12 protein-coding genes are annotated in these 18,702 nt (G+C 52.0%); 9 read left to right on the plus strand and 3 right to left on the minus strand.

Annotated elements, in window-relative coordinates; all coding sequences use genetic code 11:
• Positions 1–12: 12 nt before the first annotated feature.
• From CRP01_RS24670 to CRP01_RS24680, 3 genes are all read left to right on the plus strand, one after another.
• Positions 13–4,947, plus strand: coding sequence for a chemotaxis protein CheB (locus CRP01_RS24670; protein WP_099152785.1), 4,935 nt, complete (start codon positions 13–15; stop codon positions 4,945–4,947).
• Between the two features lie 26 nt (positions 4,948–4,973).
• Positions 4,974–5,351 (plus strand): response regulator, encoded by a 378-nt coding sequence (locus tag CRP01_RS24675; protein WP_143473521.1) that lies wholly within the window; start codon positions 4,974–4,976, stop codon positions 5,349–5,351.
• Positions 5,352–5,465: 114 nt separating this feature from the next.
• The gene (locus CRP01_RS24680; RefSeq protein WP_099152787.1) at positions 5,466–5,945 is read left to right on the plus strand and encodes a peptide deformylase; all 480 of its coding nucleotides are present in this window, start codon (positions 5,466–5,468) and stop codon (positions 5,943–5,945) included.
• Between the two features lie 87 nt (positions 5,946–6,032).
• Here the strand turns inward: CRP01_RS24680 and CRP01_RS24685 are convergent, their stop codons facing one another.
• Positions 6,033–6,539, minus strand: a complete 507-nt coding sequence (locus CRP01_RS24685; RefSeq protein WP_099152788.1) for a pyridoxamine 5'-phosphate oxidase family protein — start codon at positions 6,537–6,539, stop codon at positions 6,033–6,035.
• Between the two features lie 226 nt (positions 6,540–6,765).
• Between CRP01_RS24685 and rpsP the strand changes: the two genes are divergently transcribed.
• Together rpsP and CRP01_RS24695 are read left to right on the plus strand one after the other, a co-directional pair.
• Complete coding sequence (rpsP, locus tag CRP01_RS43345) at positions 6,766–7,374, plus strand: 30S ribosomal protein S16 (protein WP_317048820.1); 609 nt, start codon at positions 6,766–6,768, stop codon at positions 7,372–7,374.
• A gap of 216 nt (positions 7,375–7,590) precedes the next feature.
• Positions 7,591–8,988 carry a hypothetical protein gene (locus CRP01_RS24695; RefSeq protein ID WP_099152789.1) on the plus strand — a complete coding sequence of 466 codons (1,398 nt, stop codon included), beginning with the start codon at positions 7,591–7,593 and terminating at the stop codon, positions 8,986–8,988.
• Positions 8,989–9,091: 103 nt separating this feature from the next.
• On the opposite strand, the gene CRP01_RS24700 is transcribed toward CRP01_RS24695, so the two are convergent.
• A complete protein-coding gene (locus tag CRP01_RS24700) occupies positions 9,092–11,545 on the minus strand; it encodes an ABC transporter permease (protein WP_099152790.1) in 2,454 nt (817 codons plus the stop codon).
• 245 nt (positions 11,546–11,790) lie between these two features.
• Here CRP01_RS24700 and CRP01_RS24705 point away from each other — a divergent pair, with 245 nt between their 5' ends.
• The 3 genes from CRP01_RS24705 (at position 11,791) to CRP01_RS24715 (ending at position 15,167) form a co-directional block, all read left to right on the plus strand.
• Positions 11,791–12,909, plus strand: a complete 1,119-nt coding sequence (locus tag CRP01_RS24705) for a lactonase family protein (protein WP_170110528.1) — start codon at positions 11,791–11,793, stop codon at positions 12,907–12,909.
• 87 nt (positions 12,910–12,996) lie between these two features.
• A complete protein-coding gene (locus CRP01_RS24710; protein ID WP_099152792.1) occupies positions 12,997–13,506 on the plus strand; it encodes a CARDB domain-containing protein in 510 nt (169 codons plus the stop codon).
• A 98-nt stretch (positions 13,507–13,604) separates the two neighbouring features.
• On the plus strand, positions 13,605–15,167 hold the full coding sequence (locus CRP01_RS24715) for a GH3 family domain-containing protein (RefSeq protein ID WP_099152793.1): 1,563 nt from the start codon (positions 13,605–13,607) through the stop codon (positions 15,165–15,167).
• Here CRP01_RS24715 and cobA read toward each other — a convergent pair.
• On the minus strand, positions 15,160–15,912 hold the full coding sequence (gene cobA / locus CRP01_RS24720) for a uroporphyrinogen-III C-methyltransferase (protein ID WP_099152893.1): 753 nt from the start codon (positions 15,910–15,912) through the stop codon (positions 15,160–15,162). The two genes, CRP01_RS24715 and cobA, sit on opposite strands and share 8 nt — an antisense overlap.
• Positions 15,913–16,170: 258 nt before the next feature.
• On the opposite strand from cobA, the gene nirB reads away from it, so the two are divergent.
• Positions 16,171–18,675 (plus strand): nitrite reductase large subunit NirB, encoded by a 2,505-nt coding sequence (gene nirB / locus CRP01_RS24725; protein ID WP_099152794.1) that lies wholly within the window; start codon positions 16,171–16,173, stop codon positions 18,673–18,675.
• Positions 18,676–18,702 lie beyond the last annotated feature (27 nt).

Raw genomic sequence — 18,702 nt, forward strand, 5'->3', positions numbered from 1 at the left:
ATATAAGCGACTATGAATCAAAACAAGGATCACTTTTTGATCGTCGGTATCGGCGCATCAGCGGGAGGACTAGCGGTATTGAAGAAACTGGTTAAAGCTCTTCCGGAGCATCCGGGCATGGGTTTCGTGATCGTGCAACATCTCGATCCGAACCATAAAAGCCTGTTGGTGGAGCTATTGGCTAAAGAAAGCCCTTTACCCGTAAAGGAAGCCGAAGACAATGAGCCTATCCACCCGGATCATATCTATGTGATCCCTCCCAATACATATCTCGAACTGCACCGCGGTATCATTAAGGTGAGTAACCCCCAGGTAGCCCGCGGCCAACGAAAAGCCATTGATCATTTTTTCCGATCGCTGGCCAGGGATCGCGGGAGTTCCTGTGCGGGTATTGTGCTTTCCGGTTCGGGCAGTGACGGTACCGCCGGTCTGCGGGAGATCAAAGCGGCGGGCGGGCTGACTCTCGCCCAGGATCCGGAAGAAGCCGAACACGACAGTATGCCCCGGAGCGCCATTCAGGCCAATGTGATCGACGAAGTAATCGAGGTGACGGCTATTCCGGACAAGCTGAAACAGTTTAAGGAACATCCCGTCATTTTCGAAAAACAAAAAAAGACGACCAGATCCAAAAACGGAGAAAACCTCAGTGAGATCTCCGCCATATTGAAAACCCACGAAGATTTCAACCTGAAGCAATACAAACCCAGTACGGTTTTGCGCCGTATAGCCCGGCGGATGAGCCTGACGAATGTCGAGGAGTACGAAGAATACCTGGAAATTTTGCGCACCCATTCCGAGGAGCGAAAAAATCTGACCAAGGACTTACTGATCAATGTGACCGACTTTTTCCGGGATCCGGCGGCCTTTGAGGTCCTGGACTCCAAAGTGATCCCGGATATATTGAAAAAATTGAACCCCGACCAGGATATCCGGGTCTGGATAGCGGGCTGCGCCAGTGGAGAGGAAGCGTATTCCGTCGCTATTTTGCTGCTGGAAGCAGTCGAACAGATGAACCTTACCAATGAGATCAAGATCTTTGCCACCGATATTAACGAACACGCTATAAAAATTGCCCGGAAGGGCGTTTATCCGGAAAGCATTACGGGAGAAGTACCTAAGAAATTGCTCGACAAATACTTCATCAAACAGAGCAAATCTCCGGGACAATACCGGATCAGGGGAGGGGTTAGGGATGTGATCTCCTTCGCCCTGCAAAATGTAGCTACCGACCCTCCCTTCCACCATATGCACCTCATTTGTTGCCGGAATTTGCTGATCTATTTCCGAAAGGAGATCCAGGAAAAAGTGATGAGTTCCTTTTATTTTGCCCTGAACGATGGATTCTACCTCTTTCTGGGTAGCTCAGAAACTACCGGTAAAAGAACCGAACTGTTCAAAACCATTGCCAAAAAATGGCGGATTTACCAGAAAACCCCGGTATCCGATGATAAGCAGGTCATGCTGCATCATCTGCAAACCCGAAATACCCCATCCTACAGCAGGAAATCAGATAACATGAGCGGTTCGGAAGATAACCGAAAATCCCTGACCCGAAGCGATCTGCTCCGACGCTCCCTGCTGGAAACTTTCCTGCCTCCGGGAGTGATCGTGGATCGAGAAGGGAATATCCAATACAACCACGGCAATTGGAAAGACTACCTCAGCATTCCCAGCGGTGAACCCCGCAATGAGATCACTCAACTCGTATTGCCGGCCCTGCGCTCCAGAATACGGAGCGCCTTATACAAAATAAAGAAAACCAACGAGCCGCTAAATTTTCGCTGCGTCCTACCGAAAGAAGAGACCGGTAACGAGACCCGAACGGTCCAGGTAGAGCTCTCCCCTATCCATAACCCGGCATTATCCGATGAATATATGATCGGTATTATTTTCCGGGAGGGACGGGAACTGGAAGAGGATGAAAAAGTCCTGCTCACCAAAGACGACGAGAATAAGGCCAATCAAAGTCTGGAACAGGAACTGTCCGAAACCAAGGAGGAACTGCAAAACACCATTGAGGAACTGGAAACCAGTACTGAGGAGTTGAAAGCTTCCCACGAAGAAGCCCTCTCGACAAACGAAGAACTGCAGTCCGCCAACGAGGAACTGGAGGCTAGCGCCGAAGAAATGCGTTCGCTTAACGAAGAGCTGAGCACGGTCAACGCCCAGTTGAAGGATAAGATCGATCAGTTGCAGAATGCCAACGACGATGTGGAGAATTTCTTTGCGAGCACCAACCTGCCGACCATATTTCTGGATCCCGATCTGACCATCCAGCGGTATACCAATGCCGCCGAACAATTGCTGAAAATGGGCCCACGGGATATCGGGCGGCCGATCAACTCCATCGGCCGCGAACTGGTGGATGAAAATCTGATGGAGGAGTGTCAGAAGGTACTGCTCAATTTCCAGCCCATCCGCCGGGAAAAACGTTCCTACGACGGGCGCTGGTATATCCGGCAGATCACGCCCTACCGCACCGAAGATCGCAGGATAGAAGGCGTGGTGCTGGTTTTTCAGGACGTAACCGAGATCAAGGAATTGTCCAAGAGGGCCGAAGAAAGGGAAAATCAGCAGGCCGTGGTGGCCAAGCTGGGGATGATTGCATTGTCCGGAGCACAGCCGGAAGAGTTGATCCATCAGGCAGTACGCCAGGTAGCGCATACCCTGAAAGCCGATTTTTGCAAGATCCTGAAGTACCGGGCCGAAAGCTCGGATTTTCTGCTGCTGGCCGGGATCGGCTGGGACAACGGCCTGGTCGGTAATGCGGTTATACCCGCCGCTCAGGATTCCCAGGCCGGCTACACCATGATCTCCCAGGAACCCATCATTGTGCATAACCTCAGTAAGGAAAAACGCTTTACCGGTCCGGCGCTGCTGCAGAACCACCAGGTAGTGAGCGGGATCAGTTGCCTGATCAACCATTCCGATCCTCCCTTCGGGGTTATGGGTGTCCACACGAAAAGCTACCGGGAATTTACGCACGACGACAGCAACTTTCTGCTTTCGGTCTCCAATCTGCTGTCTACCGCTCTACGCACCAAGGATACCCAGGATAAACTAAAAGTCAGCCAGGAACGACTGGCCATGGCCCGGGAAGCGGCCAAGATCGGTATCCACGATCACGACATTGCTACCAACACGGTCATGTGGGATAATCTGATCCGCGAGATCTGGGGTGTATCGCCGAAAGTTGAGACCATTACCTTCGACATATTTAGGAATGGACTGCATCCCGATGACATATTACCAACCCTTCAGGCCATCGAAGCGGCCCAGAACGGTGTCAATGGAGGAGAACTTCGCATCCAATACCGGGTAATTAATAGAAGCGAAGAAAAAATAAAATGGGTAGAAGCCACCGCCAAAACGATCTTTCAAAACGGAAAGGCCGTCCGCATGGTAGGTACGGTACAGGATATCACCGACCGGATCGAAGCCCAGCAACGACTGGCCTTCAGTGAGCAGAAACTAAGGATGGCCCTGCAGACCAACCGCTTCGGGTCTTTTGAATTCTATATCCAGCGAGAACAGACCGAATGGGACGATCTCCTGAAAGAGGTCTGGGGACTTACCCCGGGAGAATCCCCTACCCAGAAGGTCTTTTGGGAAGGGATCCATCCTGAGGATAAGGAGCAGGTAAGAATAAACCTGAACGAGGCTATTGATCCGAAAGGTGACGGATATTACCACGTCGTCTATCGTGTTATCAACCGGCAGAACAACAATTTGAGTTGGGTAGAAGCCAGCGGCCAGACCGTATTTCAGAGAAATGAGGCCGTTAAGATGGTCGGCATGATCATCGATATCACCGAACGTAAGCAGCTGGAACAGTCCCTGCAGAAAGCCATCCATGAATTGCAGGAAACGGACCTGAAAAAGAATAACTTTTTAGCTATTTTAGGACACGAATTGCGCAATCCGCTCACCGCGCTGAAAGCAGCGTTAGAGATCCTGAAAGAAGGCCCGGAAAGAGCCGAAAAGATCTTTCCGATCATGGAAAGAAGTCTCGGTTCCATGGCCAAGCTGCTCGACGATCTGCTGGATCTCAACCGGGTTTCCCAGAACGAGATCAGACTGGACCTGCAAATGGTGGATCTCCAGGAAATTCTGGAATACGCCGTATCGATCACGCAGAATCTGCTGCAGGATAAAGGTCAGTCCATAGAGGTGGAAATTGAAAACGGGATTACGACCAAGGGAGATCCGACCCGGCTGGAGCAGGTTTTCAGCAATTTGCTGATCAATGCCTCCAAATATACGCCCGACGGCGGGCTCATTCAACTGGCCGCAAAAATTCAAAACGGTCAGATCCGGGTACAGATCCGGGACAATGGTGTCGGGATCGCTCCCGATATACTGGAAAAAATATTCGATCCGTTCTTCCAGGTAAAACAGGAAGGAAAAGCGATCACCGGCCTGGGGATCGGCCTGGCCCTTTCCCGCAAGCTGGTAGAACTACACGGAGGCATAATCACGGCGGAAAGTGCCGGAACCGATCAGGGCGCTACCTTTACCGTCATCCTGCCGGCTCACCGGCAGCTGGTGGAAATATCTACAGAGGAGACTTCAAATAACCCTCAGGTTAAAGCAGGCCTTAAGGTATTGTTGATCGAAGACAACGAAGATCTTTCTTTTATGATGCCACTGCTTATGAAGCCATTAAATTGTGCAATTGAAACGGCCAGAACCGGAAAAGAAGGTATTACACTGGCTGAATCCTTTCAGCCGGAAGCCATGCTGGTGGACCTTGGATTACCGGATATCAACGGTTATCTGGTTGCCAGTCAGTTACGGGAGCAGGGCTATTCCGGGAAATTGATCGCGCTATCCGGTTACAGCCATAAGGAGGCCCGCGACAAATCCAAGGAAGCCGGCTTTGATCATCATTTGGCAAAACCCGCCGACCTGTGGGAAATTGCCGCCATTTTAGCCGAAATTGATTAGTGAACTATTTTGAAAAAAATTTACTCATGAGTAAAAAACAGGTGCTCATTTGTGATGATAATCAGGACTTACTGCAAATTTTGAGCATGGGCTTGAATCAGCTGCCCCAGGTCCAGGTGGTATCGCTTTCCAACGGAAAGGGGATCATGAAATACCTCGATCAAACGCATAACATACCCGATCTGCTGATTGTAGACCTCATGCTGCCGGACCTGGAAGGAGATGATGTCATCGTCTTACTCCGCAAGAAGGAGAAATTTGCACAACTCCCGATCATATTGATGTCCGGAGTGATCTACAATATCGAGAACCGGGCCAAAGCGGTAGGCGCCAATGACTTTCTGCTCAAACCTTTTTCCATAAAGGACCTGAAAGAAAAAGTCGCTAATTATCTGACTGATTAATGGATCAGCCGGCGAGGTCGGTCGGATGGGAAGATCCTGTACCGGCCGGAACCCGATAGACTGCTCACCCTAAATAATACTGCACCGAATTCCCATACGACTAACACCTCCAACATGCTTGATCAGATCCTGTTGCTGGGCGATCCCCGGCTCTACGAAAAATGCGAACCGGTCCGCGCCGAAGAAGTTGCCGATCTACAACCCACGGTAGATAAAATGGCCGCCTGCATTCTCGCTTTTCGGGAAAAATACGGGGCAGGACGTGCTATCGCTGCGCCCCAGATCGGCGTTATGAAGCGGCTGGTGGTGATGAATGTTGACCGGCCGGTTGCCTTTTACAATCCGGAACTGGTAGCCACCAGTGATGAAATGATGGAACTCTGGGACGATTGCATGAGCTTCCCCAATCTCCTGGTCCGTCTGCAACGCCATCGCCGCTGTACCATGCGTTTCCGTGACGCCGCCTGGGAGGAACAGACCTGGGAACTGGAAGACGACCTCTCCGAATTGATGCAACACGAGCTGGATCACCTGGACGGTATCCTGGCCACTATGCGGGCCGAGAACGAGCGGGCCCTGCGCTGGCGATCGTAAAGCGCCCGCCTATGCGCAAAAAAAATAAGGCATCCTACCCGGAGGTAAGATGCCTATTCTCATATTCATCGATCTAAATTCTTATGGTCAAAGCTTGAGTTTGCCTTCTACACTATCGTCCATGGTCTTGCCGGTGACCATGGAAGCCATCATTTTGGCAAAGGCAACCATTTTGCCGTTTTTGGTATCCCAGTAAAAACCCTCGCTCGGGCGAAACCGGATCAGGCTCAGGTTGGGGTCGGTCGGTCCTTCCGGAAACCAGACCTTCGCAAAGGAGGTCCAGAGTTCTTCCGCCTTTTGGCGATCGTTCAAAACCTCGGCTTTTCCGTAGATGCTCAGGTAATCCTGACTGCCGGTATCGCTGTACAGTACCTGTACGCGGGGATCCCGCTTGACATATTTATTGCGGTCACTGTCTTTGGTGCTGAAAAACCAGATGGTCCCGTCATCATCCACCGCCTGGGTGGACATCGGTGTAGCGTCAAAAGGTTGTTCGTCTAAATTGCAGCAAAAAAGAACGATGTTGCCGTCTCCGGTCATTTCCCGGATCTTTTCTACCGCATCACTATTGAATAAAGGTTTGATCTCTCCCATTTGGTTTTACATTTTTATTCTCAAACTGCCGAAAAAAACCAAATGTTCGGTGGAAGGAAAAGATTTCGGGAGATCGTCCGAACTGACTTATTATATTTGTTTTCGCCAAACTATTGGCAGTATTGTAAAAATAGCTATCTTTGCGCCTCGAAAAGCCCGCCGTCCCTTGATGGGAGTACGCGGGTATGGTTTAACCAATAAGAATTTATATTCGATGCCTGTAAAAATGAGATTACAGCGGAAAGGCCGCAAAAAACGTCCTTTCTACCACATTGTTGTTGCTGATGCCAGAGCCCCACGCGATGGCCGCTTCATTGAAAAACTGGGTGTTTACAACCCGATGACCGTTCCGGCAACTATCGAGCTGGACCGCGAAAAAGCATACGACTGGCTGACCAAAGGTGCTCAACCCACCGATACGGTTCGCGCTATCCTGCGCTTCAAAGGCGTATTGTACAAGAAGCACCTGATGCGCGGTGTGAAGAAAGGCGCCATGACGGCCGAAGAAGCTGAAACGAAATTCGGAGAATGGGTAGAAGCTAAAGAATCTAAAGTTGCGGCGCGTAAAGCCAAAGCAGTAGAGGAAAAAGCTGAATTCTACGCCAAGCTCTCCGGTACTCCTCCGGTAATTAAAGAGGAAGTCGAAGAGATCCCACCGGTGGAAGTGGATTCCGAAGAAGAAGGCGCCAGCGCCGAAGTTACGGAAGAAACCGCCGAAGCTACTGCCGAAGCACCCGCTGAAACTGCTGAAGAGACGACCGAAGCAACGGAAGAAACTCCAGCGGAAGAACCGGCTGCCGAAGCTGCGGAAGAAGCCTCCGAGGAAGAAAAGTAATTACTCGAGACTTATTCGAAGTACAGAAATAAATACTCCCGATTTTCCTTTAACCGGAAAATCGGGATTTTTTTTTCCGTGCACTTGCTTGGCAAATGAATTTCTGCCTATATTTGTAAGCACAAATTGGCTATACTTTATTCTAAAAATAAATTGGTGAACCTGGTAGTGCTTTAAATTGCACTATCAGGTTTACGTTTAAAATGCGGTAATATTATGTACGAATTAGATGCTGATTATCTGGATCAGTTAGAAGTGATCGCGGGTGAGATCCAGGACTCCGAAGAACTGGCCAGCTACCTGGATGAAGAGGAAGAAGAGCATTATTTGCGACTGAAAGAGATGTTCGAACCGAAGATCGGCATGGTGTACGATGAAGTGGCAGCTAAAGACCCCCTGCAACTTATCGCGTTGGAAACCGTACTGCTCAACCCCCTGTTTGAAGGACTATACCTGCCCAAGATCCTGGGCTACTCCGTACAACGCGGTGAGATCAACGATCGCTACAAATACGTGCGACCGCAGGACCACTTCAAAGAAGTGCTGCTGGCGATCTGCAATTCCGCTAATTTCGATATTCTGAAGAAACGCATCGGCCAGTCTATCCAGATGGGCTTTGCGCTGAGTAGCGATATCTGGGTGACCAACCTGATCAACAGTATTTCCAACAAGCGGGTACGTTACTACCTACAGGGACAAAAGCTGGATCGCTACCGTCCGCTGGACGCGCGCCAGGTGGGCTACCATCGCTACCAGAAACAGTTCAAGAGCGACAACTTCCACTCCACGGAATTCCCGGAGACCATCTCAGAACTGAAAGTACTGTTCTCCCCGCTGAAGAATTTCCTGATCTACCGCATTGGTTCCCGCTGGGACAACACTTCCCTGATCGAACCGCTGAAGAATTTCCTCGAAAACAAAGCATTCCAGGAAACGGAAGAATACCTGCAGATCGCTTTTCTGTACGGTTCCTTCTTCGACCTGGACGAAGAGAATAGCAAGCACCTGTCCAAACACCTGAATAAGGTACGGACCGGCCTGACCGAGTTTGACGCCAAATGGCTGGATTTCATTCTGGAACTGCACAAACGGGAGGATATCGAACTGGATCCCCAGGCCGACCTGCGCATTTCCGCCCTGCTGGACAAAAAAGTGAAGGACGAGCTGACCGAGTTCTACAACCTCACCGATCTGATCCACAACGAAGGCTATATGAACGAGGAGGTCCAGGATGCCGTGCGCGTTTTTTACAGCCGCCACCAGGGCCTTTCCGTGATCAACGAATGCGTGCGCGCCGTGATCTACGGTTACTTCGCCCGTCTGATCGGCAATCTGGAAGAAAAATCCTATCCGGATTTCTTCGAAGAGACCAAACTCTTCCCCGTGTACATGAGCATTTTCGCCAACCAGAAGTTCAATCAGGACCTGAAGGATCTGTCTATGGCCTACGTGAAAAAACTGCTCAAGAAATTCACGGATAAGCGCGGTAAGGACTACCAGGATGTGAAAAAATTCGTTTCCACGGCTTTCGTCGACTTCAAATTCCTGAAAGAGAAGGAGGTGGTCGAACTCTTCAAAACAAGACGCAAACGCAAGAAGAAGCAGGAAGCTTAGGAATGAGCTGATGATTAAATGATTTGATGATCTGATGATGCAAAGAACATCATCAGATCATCTTATAATCAGATAATCGGATCATCAAACGATCAGATCATCACTATTCGCTTCGCAAACTCTTCACCGGATTCGCCAGCGCAGCTTTCACACTCTGCAGACTCACCGTTAAAAAGGCGATCCCGATGGCAATGATCCCCGCCAGAACGAAGACCCACCACTCGATCGATACCCGGTAGGCAAAATCCTGCAACCACTCCCGCATCGTCCACCAGGCGAAGGGAGAAGCGATGACAATCGACAGCAGTACCAGTTTCAGGAAATCCCGGGACAGCAATCCGATGATACCGCCCGTAGTGGCGCCGAGCACTTTGCGGATCCCGATCTCTTTGGTCCGGGTTTCCACGGTGTAGGCCGCCAGGGCCAGTAGTCCCAGGCAGGCGATAAAGATCGCCAGCAGGCTGAATACACTGTATACCTGCTGCATATTCTGCTCCTTTTCGTACAACTGCGCCCATTCCTGATCCAGAAATTGGTAGTTGAACGGCATATCCGGCAGGAATTGTTTCCACAATCCTTCGATACCAGCGATGGTCTGCTGCAGGTCCGTAGCGCCCAGCCTGACCGTAATCAGGGGATCTACGCCGGCGGTAAAACTCCGTTGGTTGTGCACCAGGAAAAGGGGTGACACCACATTGTGCAGGGACTGAAAGTGAAAGTCCTTCACCACGCCGATGATCGTGTAGACCGAGGGCTCGTTCTCATCCGGGTTCAGAAAAGCATCGCTGCTGACGAGGCGGGTGCCGACCGCATCGGTGGTTCCCAATTCCATTTCCCGGACGGCAGCTTCGTTGACCACTATGGATAGGGTATCCATAAATTCGCGGGAGAAGGTCCGGCCGGCCACCATTTCCATTTCCATACATTCGATGTAGTCCTCGTCCACAATAAGGCCGCTGCCCGTGGTCGATTCTTCTCCACCAGGCGGGCGGAAAGACATTCCGAAGTACTGTTGCCCCGGTTGGGAACTACAGCCACTGACCATCTCTACCCCACTCAGCTTACGCAATTCCTCCTTAAAGGTCTCTTCCTGCTGAGCGGTCAGGCTGCCGGCATTCTGCACGGTCAGCAGCTGGGATTTGTTAAAGCCCAGCGCTTTGTTCTGAGCGAAGGACATCTGACGGTAGACCATAATGGTACTGATGATCAGAAAGACCGATACGCCGAACTGGAAGACCACCAGCACCCGTCTCAAACCGGCTCCTTTCTTGGTGGCGTACAAACGCCCCCGCAGTACCTCCATGGGTTTAAAGCGGGAAAGGAAAAAGGCCGGATAGGTACCCGATAGCAATCCGGTCAATACCGCAATACCCGGGATCAGCAGTAAGTACCGCCAGTCCAGCAGGCTGGAGATCGGCAGATCCTTGCCGGTGAGCGCATTGAACGGTTGCAGCAGGGCCAGCGCCAGGCCGTAGGCGAGGACGGTGCTCACCAGGCTGTTCAGGAAGGCCTCGGTCAGGAACTGAAAGGTGAGCTGGTGGCGTCCGGAACCCAGGGTTTTCCGGATCCCCACTTCCCGGGCCCGGCCCGCCGACCGGGCGGTCGACAGGTTCATAAAATTGATGCAGGCGATCAACAGGATCAGGCCCGCGATGAGCACAAAGAACTTAATGCGTTCCATACTGCCCGGAGGTTTGATCTCCGCTTCCAGATTGGACGTCAGATAGATATCCGGCAAGGCCTGCAGGGTGTAGATGTAGCCGTTGCCCTGCTTTTGGTAGGCTTCGTAATTGACGCCAAACTGCTGCATTACCTGGCCGGAAGCGTATTTGGTAACGAGGTCCGGCAGTTTTGCCTCCACCTGTGCGGGATCGGCATTAGGGGACAGCAACAAATAGGTATAGGCCGAAAAGTTGATGTAATTGGGCTGTTGCAAAAATCCCAGCGTACTGGAAGAGATCAGCATATTGAAAGCGAGGTGGGTCTGATCGGGCAGATCCGCACACACGCCGGTCACTTCCAGGTCCTGATTGTTCTGGGCGATGTCCAGCACTTTACCAATCGGATTTTCGGAACCGAAGAATTTTTCGGCCTGGCTTTCCGTCAGTACTACGGTGTTGGGTTTTACCAGGGCCGTCGATTCGTCGCCCGCCAGCAGCGGCACATTAAAGAGCTGGAAGAAATTGCTGTCGGCCCACATCAGCTGGTTTTCTTCGAAGGTCTGCGAGCCCTGTTTGATCACCATATTGGCACCCTGGAAATAGAACAGCCGGCAAAAATCTTCTACCTCGGGAAATTCGTCCTTGATGGTAGCGCCGTAGGATTGGGGAATAATGGCGTAATTTCTCGAACGACCGGGATACTTGCGTTCGAGGGCCATGCGGTAGATGCGATCGCCGTCGTCGTGCCACTTATCGTAGCTCAGTTCATCCTGTACGTAGATCAGGATCAGGAGGCAACAGGCGATACCTACGGTAAGCCCCAGCAGATTGATGAAGGTGTAAGACCGATTCTTCCACAAGTGGCGGCTAACGATCTTAAAATAGCTTTTCCACATAATTGATTCTTTACAGTCAGGTTAAACAAAAATGGTCTCGTCCATAGGTGAGACGAGGAAAGATGGGAATCCGGTGGCAGTTGGAATACTTCTGGAAATAAAAATGGTTACGTTAATTTAGCTTTTTCTGCTGAATAATAAATTATTTTCGGGCATTTTCATCATGACCTTCCTTCCTGACGATCTTCGGTTTAACGGTTTTTATGACCAACAAGGCGGATACTATGCTTAGAAACTATCATTGGATGTTTATATTTCTTTTGCTCGCGGGCGGCTGCAGCGAAACCACCGAAAGCAGGTCCGAACAGGAACGGCTCTACGTCGGCACCTTCAGCGTGCGCGGCAGTAAAGGGGTGTACGTCTATGCTTTTGACCGGGAAAACCGCCGTTTTAGCCCGCAGCAAACCGTCACCGGCCCGGATAGCCCGAGTTTTCTGGATATCAGTCCGGACGGAAAATTCCTGTACACTGCCAACCGGCAGGGTATCGGATCGGACACCATCTCCGGTTCGGTCAGCGCATACGGCATCGATCCCGATTTGGGGCAATTATCCCCGCTCAATGAATTTTCCTCTTTTGGTATCAGTCCCTGCCACATCTATGCGGATGGCCGTTATCTTTACCTGTCTCACTACGCCGGCGGTTCCATCAGTGTCTTATCGGTTGGTGAGGACGGGCAGATCGACCATTTGATCGATACGGTACAGCACCACGGCAACGGCCCAAATGCCGCCCGGCAGGAAGCTGCTCATTTGCACTCCATTCAGCCGGTGCCCCACACGCCCTATTTTCTGGCGGCCGATCTCGGTACGGATCAGCTCACTTTTTACGAAGTCGGATCGGATACCGTGACACCGGCGCCGCTACCCGCCATCCGCACGGAAGCCGGAGCGGGTCCCCGGCATTTCACTTTCTCTCCCGACGGGCGACTCCTTTACGTAGCTGAAGAACTCACTTCCAATGTGAGTGTCTATGAAATTGATGCGGATCGGCAGCAGACGCGTTTCCTCCAGCGGATCTCTACCCTACCCGAAGATTTTCGGGAACAGAACACCGTGGCCGATATCCACCTGAGCCCGGACGGTCGTTTTCTCTACGTCTCCAACCGGGGGCACGAAAGCCTGGCCATTTTTGCAGTCGGGCCGGAAGATGATCAGCTGAGCTTTAAAGCCCACCAGGAAGTATTCGGGAAAACGCCCCGCAACTTTATGATCGATCCCCGGGGAACCTTCCTACTGGTCGCCAATGAGGCTACGGATGAGATCGTGCTTTTCGAGCGGGATCAGGAAACCGGACTGTTGCGGGACTCCGGCGTGCGTATTGCAGTACCCAGTCCGGTAACTTTGGCCTGGAAAGCGTTCTAGCCGGGAAGATATTTCTCATTACCGGGTACATTTTCCCGCTTCGCGACACTTATCGGTGAACCTATTTATTCACCAAAAGTGTCCGTCATGAAACAGTACGCATTTTTCCTCTTTGCTTTTCTGCTTACCTCCACCGGTTTTGCCCAAAGACAAGCAGCCCGTGTGCAGGTGCAACAACAGCCGACTTTAATGCAGCACGCTGCCAACCGGCAGGTGATCAAGGCCATTGCGGCGGACCTGCTCCCCCACCCTCCGGCCATTTTGGGTTCCGGCGGCAAACGGTACATCAAGGCCTTTACCGTCAACCAGGGGAAAAGCAAATCCAAGGCCTGTTACCTGAAAGTCACCTACAAGTGGAAATACGATTACGAACTGTTCACCCAGAAAGAACTGGTAAAAACCTATTCCATTCAGGCACTCGATCCCAACGAAGCGACTTCGGTAATCTTTGAAGTACCCGACAATCAGATCAAGAGCAATCCTACTTTCGGATCGAAATACGTATCCATCAAACTGGAGGTAGACGGCACCCATATCGTTTTTGAACAGGATGAGAATAACAATATAAAACAGTTGTCCCTGCCCATTATCCATTGACAAATGCTCCCGAAAGTTTAACTTTATTCCCGGATTGCAGGCACACGGGAAACGAAGAGTGGCATCGACTTGATATTCACTGAAATAACCGTAGTCCTATGCCTAAACTGGGAGATCTGATCAAAAGAAATGCCCTGCTGGCCAATCGATTCCAGCGTAAACACCTGAAACCCAAAACCCAGCAGAAAAGGGTACTCCGCCGGCTGTTGCGCCGGGCTGCGCCGACCTCTTTCGGGCAGTATTATCATTTCAAAAAAATTCTTCATTCCGATAAGTTCATTGCCGAATTTCAGCGGCAGGTCCCGCTTTTTGATTACGACAGCATGTATAACAAGTGGTGGGACCTGACGCTGAACGGCGTGGAAAATGTAAGCTGGCCGGGTAAGATCAAATATTTTGCCTTGAGCTCGGGCACTTCCGGGGCACCCAGTAAGCAGATCCCCGTTTCGGAAGACGCGATCCGCGTGATGAAAAAAGGGGCCATGCGCCTGTTTTTCACCCTGCCCCGCTTTAAAGCGGAGATAGACCTTTTCACCCGTGGCATGCTGATGCTGGGTGGAAGTACCGATCTGGAGATCCAGAATGGCCATTTCCAGGGAGATCTCAGCGGGATCAATGCCGGGAAGCTCCCGCTCTGGCTCCGGCCCTACTACAAACCCGGTACGAAGATCTCGCGGATACGCAACTGGAACGAGCGCATCGAGGAGATCGCCAAAAATGCTCCGCAATGGGATGTCGGTATCATTGTGGGCATTCCCGCCTGGCTGCAACTGGTGATGGAAAAGATCATTGACTACCACCAGGCAGACACCATCCATGATATCTGGCCCAACTTAAAAATGTGTATTCACGGCGGGGTCCATTTTGAACCCTACCGGAAGGGTTTTGCCAAGCTGACCGCGCGACCGCTGATCTATGTCGATACCTATCTGGCCTCGGAGGGTTTCTTTGCTTTCCAGGCCCGCCCGGATCATCCCGCCATGCGGCTGCTGACCAATCACGGCATCTTTTACGAGTTCATCCCATTTACCGAGGAAAATTTCGATCCGGACGGTCAGCTCATCGGGCAGCCCCGGGCCTTACCGCTCAGCAAGGTGAAGGAAGGCGTCAACTACGCGCTGGTGATCAGTAGTTGCAGTGGCGCCTGGCGTTATCTGATCGGAGATACGGTACAGTTTACGGATAAGCAGAACGCGGAGATCATCATCACCGGCCGCACCAAGCACTATCTCAGTATCTGCGGAGAACACCTGACCGTCGATAATATGAACCAGGGCATCCAGACGGTGGAAAAGCAACTCGATATCAGCATTCCGGAATACACCGTAGCCGCCGTTCACCACGGCAACTTTTACGCCCACCAGTGGTATATCGGTTCCGACCGACCAATTGGGGCCGAAAAGATCCGGGCGGTACTGGATGCAAGTCTGCAGACGGTCAATGCGGACTACGCCACCGAACGAACTTCCGTACTTCGGGAAGTTTTCGTGCAGGTGTTGCCGGTAGCATACTTCTACCAATTTCTGGCCAGGCACGGTAAGCTGGGGGGACAGCACAAGTTTCCCCGGGTACTAAAAAAAGATCAGTACCGGGAATGGTGTGATTTCGTGGAAGAACAGAAGACGTCCCGGAATCCCGGCCACCGGCCCCGCATCACTTGAGGTCCGCTTTTAAAGGTTCCAGCGCCAGAGCGGTCACCGGACCGATCACAATGATGCCCGGCGCGGCGAACTGACCGGCTTCGGCTTTTTCACAGATATCCTGCAGTTGCCCGGTGATGATCCGGGAATCGGGCAGGCTTCCCTTTTCCAACAGGGCTACCGACTCGGAAGCCGGACGGTAGCGAAGAAAGACTTCGGTAATGGCCGGCAGCTTGCGAGTGCCCATCAGGATGACGACCGTAGCTGAGGATTGTGCCGCCAGTTCCAGGTCCCGGCTCAATTCGTGTTTCCGGGTAGTACCGGTGATCACCCAGAAGCTTTCCGCTACTCCGCGGTGGGTCAGGGGAATACCGGCCAGGCCCGGCGCAGCGATCGCGCTGCTGATACCGGGGATCACGTCCGTCGTGACGCCGTTGGCACGCGCGTAATCAATTTCTTCCTGCCCCCGGCCAAACACGAATGGATCACCTCCTTTCAGTCGTACCACCGCACCGTACTGCCTGGCGTAGCTGACCAGAAGGTGGTTGATGTCTTCCTGCCGAACGCTATGCCGCCCACAGCGCTTACCGACATAGACCTTCAGCGCGTGCTCCGCCTCTTCGACCAGATCCGGATGTACCAGTGCATCGTAAAATACCACCTGGGCGCGGCGCAGGGCCTTTAGTCCTTTTACACTGATCAGATCGGGATCACCGGGACCGGCTCCGATCAAAGTGATGTGCGGGTTGGAGGATGATGGAAGCATAGCATTTCTTTTGTTGGAATGACCGATTTCGATGAAAACGATCATCCGGTTGGATAATCAAAATTAGTGGATTCACCTGATCTATCTATCAGTTGCCGGATAGTTTATAGCTGATTTAACAGTACGTATTGTCTATAGCCTAATCCTACCACAGTAGCAAAATTAAGTATTTTTTCATTTTTTAAGTAAAAAATTAAGTGTTTTTACTTATTTTTAAATACATTTGCTAGCAGATTACTTAGTCTAAATAATACGCCAATGAAAAAGGTCATCGTTATCGGTAATGGAATGGTAGGTTATAAGTTTTGTGAAAAACTGATCGCCAAGGCTCCGGCCGGCAGTATCCTGCTTACTGTATTCGGTGAGGAAATACGCCCCGCCTACGACCGGGTCCACCTCAGTGAATATTTCTCCGGAAAAACCGCTGAAGAACTGAGCCTCGCTCCCCGGAGCTGGTACCATGAGAAAGGTATCAGACTATTTACCGGAGAACTGGTAACGGAGATCCGTCCGGATAAAAAAACGATCATTACCCATCGCGGGCAGTCCTTTGCCTACGATGCCTTGGTGATCGCAACCGGTTCCCGGCCCTTCGTACCGCCCATTGACGGAGTCAATAAATCCGGTGTTTTCGTCTACCGAACCATTGAAGATCTGGAAGCGATAACGGCCTACGGTCAGAAGATCGCCGGTGGTAAACGCCCGAAAGCGGCCGTGATGGGTGGCGGTTTACTCGGCCTGGAAGCCGCTAAGGCTCTCGTTGATATGGAACTGGAAACCCACGTAATCGAATTTGCGCCACGCCTGATGCCCCGCCAACTGGACGAGGCCGGTGCGGACCTGCTGCGGGAAACCATCGAAAAGATGGGCATCCAGGTACACACCTCCAAACAGACTACCCTCATTGGCGGTAATGGCCGGATCCAGGAGTTACAGTTTGCCGACGGCAGCTCGCTGGATCTGGAGATGCTCGTGATCTCCGCCGGTATCCGGCCCCGCGACGAGTTGGCCAAAAACAGCGGACTGACCACCGGCCCCCGCGGCGGTATTCTGATTGACGGTACCTGCCGAACCTCCCACCGCGATATTTTTGCCATTGGCGAGGTGGCCCTGTATCAGGAGCAGATCTACGGCCTGGTGGCTCCGGGTTACGATATGGCCGAAGTAACGGCGGAACAGATCCTGGGTGGAGATAAAAATATGGTGGATCAGATCGATATGTCCACCAAACTTAAACTCATGGGCGTTGAGGTGGCCAGTTTCGGTGAGCATTTTGCCCCGTCCCCGGCCCGGAGTATCGTATTCGAAGATAAATACGCCGGTATCTACAAGCGCATCAACATTTCGGAAGACGGCAGTAAACTGCTGGGCGGGATCCTGGTGGGCGATGCCGGTGATTACAATATGTTATTGCAGATCGCGCAGAACGGCATGACACTTCCGCCCAATCCGGAAGACCTCATCCTGGGTAGCCGGGGTGGAGACAGCCAGGCTTTCGGCAGTGTACTCGACCTGCCGGACAGCGCCCAGATCTGCGCCTGTGAATCCGTAACGAAGGGAGACATCTGTTCCGCAATTGTGGACCAGAACTGTGAAAGTGTCAAATCCATCACCAAATGTACCAAAGCGACCAGCGGTTGCGGCGGTTGTAAACCGATGGTGGCCGATTTGCTGGACGCGACTTTGAAATCGATGGGTAAAACCGTCAAACAAACGATCTGCGAGCACTTCCCCTACAGTCGCCAGGAACTATTCGACCTCATCTTGGTGAAGGAGATCAAGGATTACGATACGGCGCTGGATGAGATCGGACACGGGCACGGTTGTGAGACCTGCAAGCCGGCTCTGGCGTCCGTTTTTGCCAGTGTTTATAACGAAACGGCAACCGTGCAGGAAGCGATTCAGGATACCAACGACCGCTTCCTGGCCAATATACAGCGCAACGGTTCCTATTCCGTGGTACCGAGGATCCCGGGTGGAGAGATCACCCCCGACAAATTGATCGTGATCGGTCAGGTGGCCAAAAAATACGATCTCTATTCCAAGATCACCGGCGGGCAGCGCATCGACCTCTTCGGAGCCAAACTGCACGAGCTTCCCGAGATCTGGGCCGAGCTGATCGCCGCCGGTTTCGAAAGTGGTCACGCCTACGGCAAGGCCCTGCGTACCGTGAAAAGTTGCGTAGGTTCCACCTGGTGCCGCTTCGGTATGGATGAGAGTGTCAGCTTTGCGATCGATTTGGAAAACCGTTACAAAGGCATTCGGGCTCCGCACAAGATCAAGGGCGGCGTATCCGGTTGTATCCGGGAATGCGCCGAAGCCCGCTGTAAGGATTTCGGCGTGATCGCTACCGAAAACGGATGGAATCTGTACGTCTGCGGCAACGGCGGGGCCAAGCCCGTACACGCACAGTTGCTGGCCGAAAGCATTAATCGCGAGGATTGTATCCGCTATATCGACCGCTTCCTGATATATTACATCAAAACGGCCGCTCCGCTCACCCGTACGGCCGCCTGGCTGGAGAAACTGGAAGGGGGCATCGATTACCTCCGGCAGATCGTGGTGGAAGATCGCCTGGGCATCGCCGGGGAACTGGAAGAACAAATGAATGGCCTGATCGATACCTATAGCTGCGAATGGAAAGAAGTGGTGGATAATCCGGAGTTGAAGCGCCGGTTCGCGCACTTTGTTAATTCGGACAACGAAGACGACAATATGGCCTTCGTAGGTATGCGTGACCAAAAAATGCCCCGACCCTGGTAGGGGTAGCTGTTCAGTTCTAAGTAATTG

Source organism: Flavilitoribacter nigricans DSM 23189 = NBRC 102662 (genome assembly GCF_002646595.1).
GTDB lineage: Bacteria > Bacteroidota > Bacteroidia > Chitinophagales > Saprospiraceae > Flavilitoribacter > Flavilitoribacter nigricans.